This is a genomic window from Pseudomonas sp. Pme6b (assembly GCF_058129925.1).
Map to the genome: position 1 here is coordinate 1,858,705 of NZ_CM176704.1, position 12,433 is coordinate 1,871,137.

Genomic DNA, 12,433 nt, shown 5'->3' on the forward strand with positions numbered 1-12,433 from the left:
ACTGTCTCTATGGCAGCTGGATCACCATGACCTGCCTATCCTTCCGGTCATTTCCAGCATTTCAGGGCGTAGATGCCGAGCATCCTGGCTTGGGACAGGTCTGTCCTCGATCACTGGTTCAGTACCAGTTCCTCCGCCGGCAATGTTGTGTTGTACCCACTTGGTGAGTTCGCCCAAGCTTCTCAACAGATCTTCCGGGCTGGAGCAGCCTAACGGTAGTTGCCTAACAGCAGGGTCGCCTTCATTCAAGGGGGACGGTATGTACTCGTGACTTCCTGACGTGATATCTGGTGCAACCTGTATTGTCTTACCCGAGTGCGAATTCAAAGGGGCACTTTGTTTTTTGCGCTTTAACTGCACAGTCTGGGCGGGCGTTTTGCCCAAGACGTGCCCCGATGCTCTGTCGGCAAATGCTGTCCTTTCGTGTATCGACGAGCCCGAACTCAAGTCCCTCACTGGAGCAGCTACAGAGTAATGTTTTTCAGCTCGCTGCACCGCATCTGCTTTTGCCAGGTAGCTGATCTTGGCCGGTCGCGTGCCTCGCTCATTCATCACCGCTCGCATCATCTCGTAGTCAGGCTCTATGTAATCCATCGTCGTTGCGATATTCGAGTGGTTCAGCAGTTTCTTGGTCAAATAGATATTGCGCTCTGGCAGCGTCATCAGCTCGCTGGCGATCGTGTGACGAAACCGGTGAGGAGTCATGCGTACCCCGGTCATCGCGGTGAGCTTTTTGTACATGGCCTCCACCTGATTAGAGTTCATCTCTTGACGACGGTAGTGACCAGAAAATCTGTTTACGTTGAACAGTTGGTCTTCTGGCTGAAAACCCACTGCTTTAGCAGCGTTCATGATGGTTTCCAGCTGTGCCATGAGCCCATCCGGAATAGGAATCAGGAACTCACGGTGAGTTTTTTCTGTTTCACCTCTGACTCTGATCAGCCGGTCGCCCAGGTACACATCCGCATACCGCAGGCACAGCAGCGCGTTGAGCCTGAGCCCCGTGTAGTAGAAGGTTTCGAACACGGTGAGCCAGAACCAGGCCGGAGTAATTTCTGTCCGTTTTCCAGTGGCGCGCTCTTCTGCTGCCAACACCTTGAGCCAATTACGAGCGCGGACGCTAGCTGAACCGCCCCGGGTTTCTCGGAGACCCTTTTGTTTGAGTCATGCCACCTGGGCAGACTCGGTGAGTTGCTGATAATAGATTGCTTCTGCTTCGACCGGTGGAATATGACCGATTGGCTCCAGCAGGCGGCGGTGATTGAACCAGTCCACCCATTTCAGGGTTTCCAGCTCCACCGCCCCCCGTGTGGGCCAAGAGCGTCGATGAATCACTTCAGCCTTGTAAAGACCATTGATGGTCTCAGCCAAAGCATTGTCGTAAGAGTCACCGACACTCCCGACCGATGGCTCAATACCGGCTTCGACAAGACGCTCGGTATAGCGAATGGACACGTACTGCACGCCACGGTCACTGTGGTGAATGAGTCCACCCTGCTTGACTGGGCGACGGGCGTAAAGGGCTTGCTCCAGTGCATCGAGTACAAAATCGGTACGCGCTGAACTGGACACCTTCCAACCGACGATGAATCGGGCAAAGACATCAATGATGAAGGCCACGTAAACAAAACCCTGCCAGGTACTGACGTAGGTAAAGTCCGATACCCATAGGGCGTTCGGGCACTCAGCCACAAACTGACGGTTGACATGATCCTGCGGGCACGGCCTGGCTTGGTCGCTGACCGTCGTCTTGACGGGCTTGCCGCGTACCACGCCTTGCAGGCCCAGCTCTCCCATCAGACGTTGCACCGTACAGCGGGCGACTTGCAGTCCGTCACGCAGCAATTGTCGCCAGACCTTGCGCACGCCATATACCTGGAAGTGCTCATCCCAGACTCGCTGGATGTGCTCACCCAGTTCCTGGTCACGCTGCGCACGCGCTGACTGCTGGCTGGGGTCAGCCTGCTGAGCAGCGTACCGGTAGTACGTCGACGGGGCGATTGGCAACACCTTGCAAATCGGCTCGACCCCGTAAGACTGGCGGTTTTCATCAATAAACGTCTTCATCGTTTGAATGGGCGGTCGAGCTCCGCCTGGGCAAAATAGGCTGAGGCCTTACGCAAGATCTCGTTAGCTTGACGCAACTGACGGTTCTCACGCTCCAAGAGCTTGACTCGCTCACGTTCGACTGTGCTCAGCCCATCACGCTGGCCGCTGTTGCGCTCAGATTGGCGAACCCACAGCCGTAATGTCTCGGGCGTGCAGCCGATCTTGGGGGCAATGGCACTGATGGTGGCCCACTGCGACTCGTACTCAGGAAGGTGTTCGAAAACCATCCTGATGGCCCGCTCACGGACCTCTGGGGAATACTTCGGTAGTTTTTTCATCGCTCCATCCTCTCAAAGGTTGGAGTCTCCGAGAAACCCGGGGCGGTTCAGTGGCGTTTTTCTGATGCTTGCGGTGAAGGTTTGGACTGACAGTATGAAGCACATGCTCATGCCAACATATAACCTCTTTAAAGAGCTTTTTGTTACTCTTTACGGACTGATCATAAAGAAAACTTACTAATGCCCACGAAGTTCCGGAACACTGCTGACTTCCAAGTTCAGCAGGTTAAGGAAGACGACCACAGAAGCCTCGAACCCTCTCGATGTCTGTACGACCTGCGCTGCCGATCACCTGATCGGCACCGGTCGTAATTAACAGGTCATCCGCGATCTGCCAACATAGCTAGCGCCAAGCTCGACCCGGCTCGACTGCTGAGTCGAAGCATTGCTGGTCTTATCCTCTCAGCTCGCTGGTTCCGCCCGTGGCTGACTATAGATGCACCCCAAACTTATGGCGATCACATGTTTGGAGATGCTGTAAGCGAAAAGTGCTGCCAGAACCGAGCAAAAGATTTCCGGGTTTAGCGTGGTGACACGAAAGCCGTGCCCCTTCTACTGCCAAAGGCCCTTTCGGGCCAGTGATGTGCAGCGTTTTTCCTTCACGCACTGTGGGCAGCTTCTCCAGCCATCCGATGAAATCCAAGTGAGCCATAACTACGGATCTGTAGCCGAGGCGAGCGCGCTTGCAAGGCTTGTTCAAAGGCTGGGTTCATTTATAAATCCTTCGTGCTGGCCAGCCAGTCGATTGCGGAAAGCAGCACGTTACCGTCAGGTGCTCCCTGCAGCTTGATCGATCGTCCAGAGACTTTATCCTTGATGACCAGCGTCGGTGTGGCAGTGATGCCGTCCAGGCTGGCCTTGTGCGCCTGGCTAACAACAGTCTGTCGGACAGCCGGGTTACTCGAAGCGCAGTTATCAATATAGTGCTGTCGATCCTCAAGCCCCGGGATCTGCGGATTGCCAGCAGTTCCAGCACCGTTCGACCGAGTACGTTGATAAATGAGCTCGACGGCGAGCCAGAACACGTCATTGCCTCCCTCGATCCCTGCGCACTCAGCCCACCGAGCTTCATAGCTCGCGGTCGGCTCGTGCATTGGAAGAGGGAGGTGGTGCCACTGCAGGTTCACGTCTGGATGCTGATCAACCCATGCTTTGAGCTGTGGGAAATAATCCTTGCAGTACGGGCATTCCAGATCTGCATACTCGACGATGGTGAATCTGGCACTGCTGCTCCCGTAAACCCACGCGCCATTATGCTTCGTCTGTTTGGTTGTCTTGCTGACGCTTTCGGCGGTGTTGAGCATTTGCATGGCCTGTCTGACATCTGGCAGGCATTCAAAAGCCAGAATTGCCAAGGCGACCGCACCGATGCCGTACAGGATCTGGCGACGTGTGGGTCGCTTCATGCGGAGGCCTCTTTATCGAGGAACTGTTTGGCCAGCAACTCCTGATTCAGCAACGTGAGAAGAGCCTTCTGCGCGCTTTCAGGCTGTGGGTGATGCTCAAGCCACTGGTCCAGCGCTTTGTGCAGTTGGGACTGGATCTCTCGACGATCAACCGCCACATGTTTCACGACTTCCAAGTGCTCAATCAGTACCGGTGCGCAGATTTTCAAGGCCAGCAGAGCATCTTCCTGCGGGTTTTTGAGTAGTTGAGTCAGGCTGTCGATCAGATTTTGAGTCAGGGCATCCATGGCTCTCATGCCAGGTTCTCCAAGGGTGAAGCGGGGAATGTAATGGTTGTCGGTTCAATCCCGCGAATGCGGTCGAGGTCGTGTGCGATCGCCATTGCGGCTCCCAGCTCGTCTACCCCTAACGACTGCATTAGATCGTACCGCTGTTTTTTTTCTTCCGGCTCAGTCATGGCCAATGCCAGGAGCAGGCTTGGGGGCACGGCTCGAAACAAAACCTCCATCGATTTGGAAAGCACAACCCCTTCAGTATACTTTCCGCTCTCTTTACGGGCTGACAGCATCAGTGACTTTTGCGCAGGCGTCAGCTTACGGAACGTGGTGATTTTCTCCACTTCATCCGGTGGCATGTTCAGGCAGATCCACCACTCGATCATGTTAAGCATCGGTGCTGCTGCTGACGGAAGGTCGTCGATGTTCTGAGTGGCAAGCCAGAACCAGGCACCGAGTTTTCGCCACATCTTGGTGATCTTGATGACGTAGGGCGAGAGAAGGGGGTTTTTCGTAATGATGTGACCCTCGTCAGTGAAGTTGACGATCGGACGCCCCTTGAATTGGTCCCGTTCTGCAATGTTGTTCACGGTGTTGATCAGCGAGATGTAGGCGACCGACAGTTGGGCGTTATACCCCTCGCGGGCGTAGGTGGCCAAGTCCAGGATTGTGATGTCGGCCTCAGGCCAAGGCGTACCCTCCCGGTTGAACATCTCACCGTCAGCCCCCATGCAGAACATGTCCATGGCTTCAGCCATCTCAAACATGCGTTCTCGGCGCTTTTCCGGAAGGGTGGTGTCCTTGCCAGCGTCACTCAGCGCATCACGCACATCCTCCGTCTTGACTGCTCGTTCAGCGTCAAAGCATGTTCTGGCTGCCGTCAGAATGCAGTGCCTAATGGCGCTGCGGTCTGCGCGAGTGAGTCGAGCCTCTTCTCTCTCTTCGCCGCCGGTGATCATGAGCCTGGCCACGATCTCCATTTCGCCCAAAACATCACGCTCCTCTTCGCCCTGTTCAGGCATTGTTTGCAGATGCTCATCGGATCCTTCAATGTCATCGGCATCCAGGATCGTGACTTTGTCAGGTGTTGACACCAGGCGAATGGCATCAGTGAAGGGGGCCAGACTCACGCCCGAACCTGGCGCCAACTTGAGCCGGTTGACCGTCAGCCCAAGCTTTTGGGCAAAATCTCCCAGTAGGCCGAAACTATTACCGGCTTCAATGATGAACAGGCGCGGCCTGTAAATGGCGATTAACTGCATCAGCAAATTGTTGGCCGTGGCTGACTTACCTGAACCTGTTGGGCCAAACAGGAGCAGATGGGCATTCATCTGCCGATCAAGCTTGTTGAATGGGTCGAACGTCAGCGGTGCACCGCCCCTGTTGAACAGGGTTATGCCGGGGTTGCCCGTGCCGCTGGCACGCCCCCATACCGGCGAAAGGTTCGCGACATGCTGGGCGAGCATCATCTGCGTGTACCAGTCCAAAGCATGTTTCTTGTTCACATCGAAACTGGCGGGCAGCCATCGCAGGTAACTGCTGAGAGGGGCGACTTCATCACGAGGATAGACAGGTTCCATACCGGCGCTAAGCATGGCATTGGCAAGCTCCATGCTCCGACTTTCCAGTTGTTGCTCATCCTTGCCGGTCAAGTAAAAAACCACGTTGCCCCGGTACAGCTTGTGTTTTCGACCGATCAGTTTCCGGGCTTCGTCGACCGCTTCACGGGTCAGGGCGGAGGCTTGATTGTCACCGACTGATTTACGTGCCAGTTTTTCCAGGTGGGCCTCCAGAACATCCTGGGGAGTGATCACCAGCGTGATGTTGAGTACCGTGTCTTCGGGCAACTTGTCGAACAAGGCATGCAGCGCGTCCCCGCCTTTACGGTTTTCACCCGTCAGGTGCCCGGTCTTTGGCGCATCGCGTAAGCGATCGAGGACGATGACCCGATGAGGGCGCGAGTCGAAGTACCAGAGACCTTTCTTGGCATCCGATTGCGGTTCGCTGTAAAACAGGCACTGAGAGAAATCATCGCCGCTGGCCAGCGGCAGCGTGCCCTCTTCTGGTGGTTCGACCTTGCGGTTATTGACGATTTCGAAGAAACGATCAATGTCCTGGCGCTTTGATCCCAAGTGTTCGGGATGCGGGTTGAACCAGTGCAACAGCCAGTGACGAATGTCATGGCGATCCATGCGCCGGGTTTTGATGCCCGCGTTGGCCAGTCCTCCCGTCAGGCGCTCGCAAATGTTTTTCAAGTACATCGACGGCGTCTGGCCACGAACCAGTCCATCTCCGGTGCAGCGCCGGTAGACGACCATGCGAACCCTGCGTTGCTGGCCGCGCCAGGGCAGTTGAGACACTTTGGTGTCTTCAAATAAACCTCCCGGCTTGGAGATTGCCTCTAGGTGATGTTTGAATTGCTGCAGGTACATTTCTGTAAACGCCGTACCCTGAGCGCGAGGCTGGACGTAATCATGCAACGTCTCCAGATAATCTTCCCAACTGGTTTCATCCCTGGCGTAGAACTGCACCACCCAAGGCGACTCATCCAGTTCGTCAAAACTGTCCTGCAGCGCATTTTCAAGAGCATCGCGCGCTTTGCGTAACCACTCAGGGTCCCGACCTTCGGTGCCGATGGGGGTCAGTTCATAGAATGCTGCCAGTGACTTGCCGTCCTCGAGCAGCATCGCTTGCTCCTGAGGGAGGTACTCCGTCCAGGGCAGCATGTCGACGAATGACGGGTTGACGGCATACAGGGCTGCGATATCGTCGACCGTCGCAGGTTTGCGCTTGGGATCTAGCCACGCGCCAGGCTCTGGTATGCCCTCAGCTGCCAGGCGAGCCAGATAACGCTCTCTGGCCTGCGCGAAGATGGCCTCTTCTCGTAGCTGATCGGCGATCGTCTCGACTGGAGTATCAACCACGGTGTCAGTGCCTCGATCCCGACGCTTTGTCAAACGCTTCAAAAGTCCCATCAATAATCCTCCACCCGCTCACCGGGCATCGCGTATTGCACGCGTTGATACAGCGGAAAAACAGTCGTATACCCCGGTACTGGCGCGGGATCTGAGCCCGCCAGGTGAGGGAATACGTACATGACCAGGTCCGGATTGGGCAGGCGCTTGAACTGACTGTAGATCTCGTTTTGAGCCGTGCGTGTGTACGCGGCGCTGTCCTGCAGCGGCTGAGTGGCCCGCACATCGATCGGGCGGCGCAGCTCTGCGCGAGCATCGAGCAGTTGCCGACCACTGGCGCTGCCGCCCGAGCCCGTGGTGCCCTGGTTCCAGACATCCATCATGGTGCTGTCGCCATGCGGCAGCATTTCCTCCTTGCTGGTCTGGCATCCTGCGAGTGTGAGCAAGGCGACAATGAGTGACAGGCCGAGCCGTCCGCTACGGGGTGGCCTTGAAAGATCAATCCAGGTTGGCAGTGGCATGGCTCGCTCCTGAGGCGTACTTGACCTTGCGGCCTTTGAGTTCGTAGTCAATTTCCAGCTCTTGATCGATGTGCAGTGAGACCTGCGCACCAGGTAAGACGTAGATGGCCGCAAACGCCTGGCCATACAGTTTGTTGACCCAGCTGGACACGTCCGTGACGCCTTGAGTGAGAATTTTGCCCATCGCCTCGTTACCAGACAAACCGGTGCTACCAAGCGTCCCAGAAGCGTTCGAGACGTAAGAGGAGGTGCTGCCTTCGGTCTTGATCAACGAGGCTGCTCCAGCACCTGCTGCGGTAATGAGGGCTTGTGAGCCGATGTACTGCTGCGCATTGCTGCGTCGCTCGCCGGCGATACAGGGAATGCCGTAGGGATCACTGATCCAGCCCAGACCACCCTGGATGGGTTGTTGCTCTCCAGAGTTGTTCTGATTGTTCTGGTTATTATTCTGCTGATTACCGTCCTGGACTGGGGCGGGTAACGTACGGACAGTCCCATCGTTGAACACGAAGGTCAGGCTTTTGATCTGCCCCCGCACGCATGAGAGGGTCCAGTCGCCGGACGCTGTACCGCTGGCCACGGCACCGGCCACGTCTGGGAGATCGATGCCATTGGCCGTCAGGTTGTCCGGGCCGATCAGCACTTTGAAGGGGTAGGGGTCATTAACCGTCCCATCCACGGGAACCCGGCCAATCAATGCTGACATGGCCACTGATCCCATCAGCGTCGAGTTCTGAGGCAGGGTGTAGGCTCGACGTACCTTCTTACGCTCCTGTTGCTGGCCACCCATGTCATCACGAACAGACTGTGCGCCTGTCGTCAGGGCCTTCTGGCCTCGGTCTACGGACTCCCCGAAGGCCGTAGGAAAACTGTAGCCGCTCGCGGCGACGCTGTTGCCGTTACCTATAGGTTTGCCATTGCTGTCCACGGCAGTCGCGTCCTGCGGATTGACCCAGACGATATCCGAACCATTTGCATCGGATTTGAACTGCTGGCCATCCCCCGATTGAACACCCAGACCAATTGGTAAATCCGAGTTGGAGTTATTGTTTTGTCCCAATCGGGTCAGTTCATCCATCTGTTTGCGCAAGCCATCCAGCACGCTCTGCTGTTGCTGCTGACTGTCGAGCTTGAACTGCTCCTGGGCATTCTTCAGACGCTGCTCTACCGTCTGATCGATGTTCGCCAATCGTTGTTTGAGCGCCTCGTTGTCCTGCTTGACGGCTGAGTTCTGCGCCATCACATCGGTGATCTGCTGCTTGAGCTCGCGCCCTTCTGCCACGACCGTGCGCAGCGTGTCGCTCGGCGTGTCGCCTTCCACACCCAGAGCCTTGGCCTGTTCCGCTGTGAGTTTTGGGGCCGGTGCGTTGTCAGCCTGCTGTTCGGGTCCACCTCTCATCATCTTGATGCCGATGAACACCGTGAGCAGGAGAAGCGGAACCACCAGGTACTTGAGCAGCGGGTTACTCTTCATGCTTGGCTCCCCGGGTTGCACGCGGATCTGCTGGGGCGGCGGAGAACACGGTTGCTTGTGTCAGCCCGTGTCCCCGCGTGACCAGGTACAAGGTCGTAGTGTCACTGGCATCACCAAGAGGTCCGAGATACGGATGCTGAAATGCTGCGGTCGCGAACTCACCCATCAGTTCCCGAGGGTCGAGCGTGACGCGCTGCGCCGTCTGGTTTTGCAGTTTGACAGCAGTTACCCAGAAGTCGTCCAGACGCCATGCTCCCAGAGGGGAGGCGGTGACCGGTAAGGTGGGAAGCAGGGTGGTCAGATCCAGGCGGCGATCAATCTTCACCTGGGCAATGCCGCCCACAGGCTCGACGGTGCGAAGCGGCGCATACAGCACTTGCGCCGCATAGCGTGTCAGAACCACTGGGACAGGCGTTTCCCGCTTGACCACGTCCTCTGGTTCATCATCCTCAACCTTCGAGCGACTGGTTTCCTCTGGGCATGCGGTAGAGGGCTTGCCTGAGCGTGCTGTAGCAGCCCCGGCGTAGCGTGCGGATGATGTTTCACCTTCCACAATCTTCACCGGCTCCAGCGCCGGTTGATCCGTAGGTGCTTCTGTAGCAGCGATGTCCACCAGAATGATCTCACCGGTCTTGGCGTTCTGCAGCTGAAGTCGAGTGGGCTCTATCGCTTCCTTGGCAAACAGGTAGATCGCGCCGCCCGTACTCTGCACCCGCAGCTTGTCTGTCAAAGACCTCGGAAGCCCGACTCGGACATTCTGATCGACGAAGACGATGCGTTCCTGATTGATGCGCAGTGGAATGGCCAGTGGCAAACGCTCCCAGCGGAGAATCTCCATCGCCGAGGCGACTTGGGCGTTGCCAGCCAAGACCATCAGTAATGTCGAGCATGTGAGTACACGCAAAACACTCATTTGAAGACTCCTCTCGACGGGGTTGCTGGAGCTTCAACATTGCCCTCGATGCGTTGTGGTGCGCCGCTGTAGCAATCCCAGGCCAAACCGAAGGGATTGGTTTCAGGGTCGACGTCCATGCGTACAACGTGAAGCGGGTATCGTGCGAGGGCACGCTTGACCAGCTGACCGCCGTAATACTCGTCGGCTGAGATGTCGAGCGTCACCGTCCAGTCGTCGATGGAGTTGGTCACCGTCCGCAGTTCAGGCGAGTCGCCAAAGCCTCGGCCGGGAATCTCGTAGACACCGCGGACACGCTTGCGCAGCTCACCACTGGACTTGCGCAGATCAAAATCGCTCTGCAGGTATTGCTTGCAGGCCGGTGTGATGTAGGCGTCCAGGCGCGTGATGTTCGTCTGATAATCCTGTTCACCGTCGACCGGCCAGCGGTTCATTTGCTGAAAGATGTACAGGCCAAAGGCGTACACCGACTGAGGAGGGATGTCCCACCAAAGGCGTGTGCTGCCGGAACGCAGGTCGGGCGGAACGTGAATGGTCATGTTCTGCGGTGCTCGATACCAGCCGATACCCAGCCCCAAGGCCAGGAGCGCCAGCAGGACGATGGCCATCCTCAAACTGGTGATGTGTGCTCGCTGCGAGTCGGCCAGCTTTAAATAACGGCTCATTGTTGCGCCCTCCGACGGCACGTCCAGTTGCCCGATCGGATGACCAGATTGGCGTTGTTGTATGACGTAGGGCCGAGTGTGGCGAGCCGCAGCTGCAACGTGCGGTAGAACCAGGTTTCGGGTCGGCCGCGTTTGAGGCGTCGCAAGACCCGAGCTGCGATGAGCAGCCCCAATGTTCCTCCGATGAGTGCGCAGACCACGGGCATGGATGGAGTGATCACGAAGGCCAACGGCAGCCCCATCACAAAGCCTGCCCCGCTACACCCAAATACGGTGACCCACATCTCGTCCGCCGTAAGACCGCCAATCACCACGGGCTGGCTGTTCAAGCGACTGGGCAGAAAACGCAGGGTGCCGTCTTCATGCTGATCGTGCTGAAGCTCAGTCATGGAAGCCTCTATGACTTAAAGGATGTTAGACGCGGTGGTGACCAGGTAGATCGTGACGCCAATCAAGCAGACGCCGACGACAGCGGTGCTGCCTAGATCGGCCCATTTGGCCTTGCCCATGTGGATTTCGTGATAGACGCCCAGGGCATGTCGGCCCACCAGAATGATGCCGAACGCGCACAGGCATAAGCCGAGCAGCGTGAAACCATCGAAGGCATAGTTTTGGAACGTCTGCAGGAAGCTGGTTCCTGTGCCGCGCGTGGGGGCTTGGGCTCCCGGTAGCGCTGCAGAACTACTACCGGGGGTGGCAGCCATCAGCAGGACCGGATAAGGCCGATGTTTCAAAAAGGTACGTGCCTGGGTGAACAATGAAAGCAGCGTCATCTTTATCTCCTGTGAAAAATCAACTCAACAACATGAAAGTCATGATCATGAACAGCACCGCCCAGCGAGCAGCAGCAACGGCCGCCGCCGGGGCTGCCAGGTTTCGGGTAGCCCAGCCACGATAAATGCTTGAAAACACCCAGACGCCCCACAGCAGGAGGATCCCCACTGCAATTCCGGTCCACAGCGTGTTGCTGCTGGCAGGCGTAAAGCCCGCCGCCGCCTGGAAGGCGCTGATCTGGGTGGAGGACATCGTCATGGCGTGTGATCACCGCTGACGTTGTAGTGGCCGGAAATTTCTACGGGGTCACGAGGCTGTACGCGGGAGGGCGACAGGTAGTCCTGCAAACCTTGGCGGATGCGCGCGATGTCGCTGACCAATCTGGGATAGTCCAGGTGATAGCGTTGAGCCGGGTCTTGTGGAAGATCGACACTGCGCTGCGCGACGGCCTCGAGCGCGTTGAGCTGGCGAATCATCACTTCCACATTGGCTTGTTCAGAAGCCGTGCCGGCTGCTCCAGCATGCGCGGAAAACAGCAGGGGTGTGCACAGCATGACTGCGGTCAAGCAGATCTGCACACGTGAAGACGTTGATCTGAGCGCGGGGGGATTGAAGTTCACGTCGCGGGCCTTGGAAGCTGTAGGAATCTATGTCCACAGCATGACCAAGGGCTCGGTTTGAATCAGTACGAAACCCTTTTTAGGTCTGAGAGGGTTTATCCAAACGGGTCGGAGTGACAATGCTGCGTTTAAAGAAGAACAGGAACCCGGTACTGATTGCATACCCAACCGCCCACGCCTGGGCGTTTTGATTACCAAATCGCTCGTGGCCACGATTGATCTGCTGAACGCTGACCAGCTCCCATCCTTCTCTGCCGTGGCGATTCAATGTCGCCAGAGTTTCAGGGTTGCTCAAATATCTGTGGATGTCCGGTTCGGTAGTGTCGTCCGTCGACTTGAACATCAGCACGCCGCTGGTCACGGTTTTGTAGGGAAGGGGGACGAAGGCCTGGGTGTATTCATAGAGTGTCATCGGATACCTACTGCAAGTAGATGGGGAAGGGCCAGGTCATTTTTGCAGTTTCTAAGCGCCGGGCTAAGCGA

The 12,433-nt window shown here is 56.9% G+C and carries 13 protein-coding genes, 1 pseudogene and 1 other annotated feature; all 14 genes and pseudogenes read right to left on the reverse strand.

Features of this window, described 5'->3' with window-relative positions; translation table 11 throughout:
• Positions 1–21: 21 nt before the first annotated feature.
• Positions 22–1,131: pseudogene (locus tag AC4ANE_RS08500) on the reverse strand (site-specific integrase); the annotation flags it as partial.
• Between the two features lie 33 nt (positions 1,132–1,164).
• Positions 1,165–2,387 (reverse strand): IS3-like element IS51 family transposase gene (locus tag AC4ANE_RS08505; protein ID WP_095178853.1). Its coding sequence is split into 2 segments (ribosomal slippage): positions 1,165–2,102 and positions 2,102–2,387, totalling 1,224 coding nucleotides; the frame shifts between segments, so codons are not numbered across the junction.
• Positions 1,993–2,109: a sequence feature (AL1L pseudoknot), on the reverse strand. Its footprint overlaps the gene before it by 117 nt.
• A gap of 713 nt (positions 2,388–3,100) precedes the next feature.
• Positions 3,101–3,793 (reverse strand): DsbA family protein, encoded by a 693-nt coding sequence (locus AC4ANE_RS08510; protein ID WP_460408824.1) that lies wholly within the window; start codon positions 3,791–3,793, stop codon positions 3,101–3,103.
• Positions 3,790–4,089: a hypothetical protein gene (locus tag AC4ANE_RS08515; protein ID WP_004662717.1), complete on the reverse strand. Its 300-nt coding sequence runs from the start codon at positions 4,087–4,089 to the stop codon at positions 3,790–3,792. Before AC4ANE_RS08515 ends, AC4ANE_RS08510 begins: the two co-directional genes overlap by 4 nt.
• Positions 4,086–7,043: a conjugative transfer ATPase gene (locus AC4ANE_RS08520; RefSeq protein ID WP_460408825.1), complete on the reverse strand. Its 2,958-nt coding sequence runs from the start codon at positions 7,041–7,043 to the stop codon at positions 4,086–4,088. The genes AC4ANE_RS08515 and AC4ANE_RS08520 overlap by 4 nt, the downstream gene beginning before the upstream one ends.
• Positions 7,043–7,504: a TIGR03751 family conjugal transfer lipoprotein gene (locus AC4ANE_RS08525; protein WP_460408826.1), complete on the reverse strand. Its 462-nt coding sequence runs from the start codon at positions 7,502–7,504 to the stop codon at positions 7,043–7,045. The genes AC4ANE_RS08520 and AC4ANE_RS08525 overlap by 1 nt, the downstream gene beginning before the upstream one ends.
• Positions 7,482–8,978, reverse strand: a complete 1,497-nt coding sequence (locus AC4ANE_RS08530; RefSeq protein ID WP_122218188.1) for a TIGR03752 family integrating conjugative element protein — start codon at positions 8,976–8,978, stop codon at positions 7,482–7,484. The genes AC4ANE_RS08525 and AC4ANE_RS08530 overlap by 23 nt, the downstream gene beginning before the upstream one ends.
• Positions 8,968–9,891: a TIGR03749 family integrating conjugative element protein gene (locus AC4ANE_RS08535; protein WP_054997566.1), complete on the reverse strand. Its 924-nt coding sequence runs from the start codon at positions 9,889–9,891 to the stop codon at positions 8,968–8,970. The genes AC4ANE_RS08530 and AC4ANE_RS08535 overlap by 11 nt, the downstream gene beginning before the upstream one ends.
• Positions 9,888–10,556, reverse strand: coding sequence for a PFL_4703 family integrating conjugative element protein (locus AC4ANE_RS08540; protein WP_054997567.1), 669 nt, complete (start codon positions 10,554–10,556; stop codon positions 9,888–9,890). The genes AC4ANE_RS08535 and AC4ANE_RS08540 overlap by 4 nt, the downstream gene beginning before the upstream one ends.
• Positions 10,553–10,945 carry a TIGR03750 family conjugal transfer protein gene (locus tag AC4ANE_RS08545; RefSeq protein WP_460408828.1) on the reverse strand — a complete coding sequence of 131 codons (393 nt, stop codon included), beginning with the start codon at positions 10,943–10,945 and terminating at the stop codon, positions 10,553–10,555. Before AC4ANE_RS08545 ends, AC4ANE_RS08540 begins: the two co-directional genes overlap by 4 nt.
• A 15-nt stretch (positions 10,946–10,960) precedes the next feature.
• The gene (locus AC4ANE_RS08550) at positions 10,961–11,329 is read right to left on the reverse strand and encodes a TIGR03745 family integrating conjugative element membrane protein (RefSeq protein ID WP_054997569.1); all 369 of its coding nucleotides are present in this window, start codon (positions 11,327–11,329) and stop codon (positions 10,961–10,963) included.
• A 19-nt stretch (positions 11,330–11,348) separates the two neighbouring features.
• The gene (locus tag AC4ANE_RS08555; protein WP_044423286.1) at positions 11,349–11,588 is read right to left on the reverse strand and encodes a TIGR03758 family integrating conjugative element protein; all 240 of its coding nucleotides are present in this window, start codon (positions 11,586–11,588) and stop codon (positions 11,349–11,351) included.
• A complete protein-coding gene (locus tag AC4ANE_RS08560; RefSeq protein ID WP_191867819.1) occupies positions 11,585–11,950 on the reverse strand; it encodes an integrative conjugative element protein, RAQPRD family in 366 nt (121 codons plus the stop codon). The genes AC4ANE_RS08555 and AC4ANE_RS08560 overlap by 4 nt, the downstream gene beginning before the upstream one ends.
• 79 nt (positions 11,951–12,029) lie before the next feature.
• Positions 12,030–12,362 (reverse strand): DUF4177 domain-containing protein, encoded by a 333-nt coding sequence (locus tag AC4ANE_RS08565; RefSeq protein WP_191867818.1) that lies wholly within the window; start codon positions 12,360–12,362, stop codon positions 12,030–12,032.
• Between the last annotated feature and the right edge of the window lie 71 nt (positions 12,363–12,433).

What these genes read in the sequence shown, in the direction of transcription:
- AC4ANE_RS08510 (WP_460408824.1), bottom strand. Translation starts at nt 3,793, where the DNA reads ATGAAGCGACCCACACGTCGCCAGATCCTGTACGGCATCGGTGCGGTC.
- AC4ANE_RS08515 (WP_004662717.1), bottom strand. Translation starts at nt 4,089, where the DNA reads ATGAGAGCCATGGATGCCCTGACTCAAAATCTGATCGACAGCCTGACT.
- AC4ANE_RS08520 (WP_460408825.1), bottom strand. Translation starts at nt 7,043, where the DNA reads ATGGGACTTTTGAAGCGTTTGACAAAGCGTCGGGATCGAGGCACTGAC.
- AC4ANE_RS08525 (WP_460408826.1), bottom strand. Translation starts at nt 7,504, where the DNA reads ATGCCACTGCCAACCTGGATTGATCTTTCAAGGCCACCCCGTAGCGGA.
- AC4ANE_RS08530 (WP_122218188.1), bottom strand. Translation starts at nt 8,978, where the DNA reads ATGAAGAGTAACCCGCTGCTCAAGTACCTGGTGGTTCCGCTTCTCCTG.
- AC4ANE_RS08535 (WP_054997566.1), bottom strand. Translation starts at nt 9,891, where the DNA reads ATGAGTGTTTTGCGTGTACTCACATGCTCGACATTACTGATGGTCTTG.
- AC4ANE_RS08540 (WP_054997567.1), bottom strand. Translation starts at nt 10,556, where the DNA reads ATGAGCCGTTATTTAAAGCTGGCCGACTCGCAGCGAGCACACATCACC.
- AC4ANE_RS08545 (WP_460408828.1), bottom strand. Translation starts at nt 10,945, where the DNA reads ATGACTGAGCTTCAGCACGATCAGCATGAAGACGGCACCCTGCGTTTT.
- AC4ANE_RS08550 (WP_054997569.1), bottom strand. Translation starts at nt 11,329, where the DNA reads ATGACGCTGCTTTCATTGTTCACCCAGGCACGTACCTTTTTGAAACAT.
- AC4ANE_RS08555 (WP_044423286.1), bottom strand. Translation starts at nt 11,588, where the DNA reads ATGACGATGTCCTCCACCCAGATCAGCGCCTTCCAGGCGGCGGCGGGC.
- AC4ANE_RS08565 (WP_191867818.1), bottom strand. Translation starts at nt 12,362, where the DNA reads ATGACACTCTATGAATACACCCAGGCCTTCGTCCCCCTTCCCTACAAA.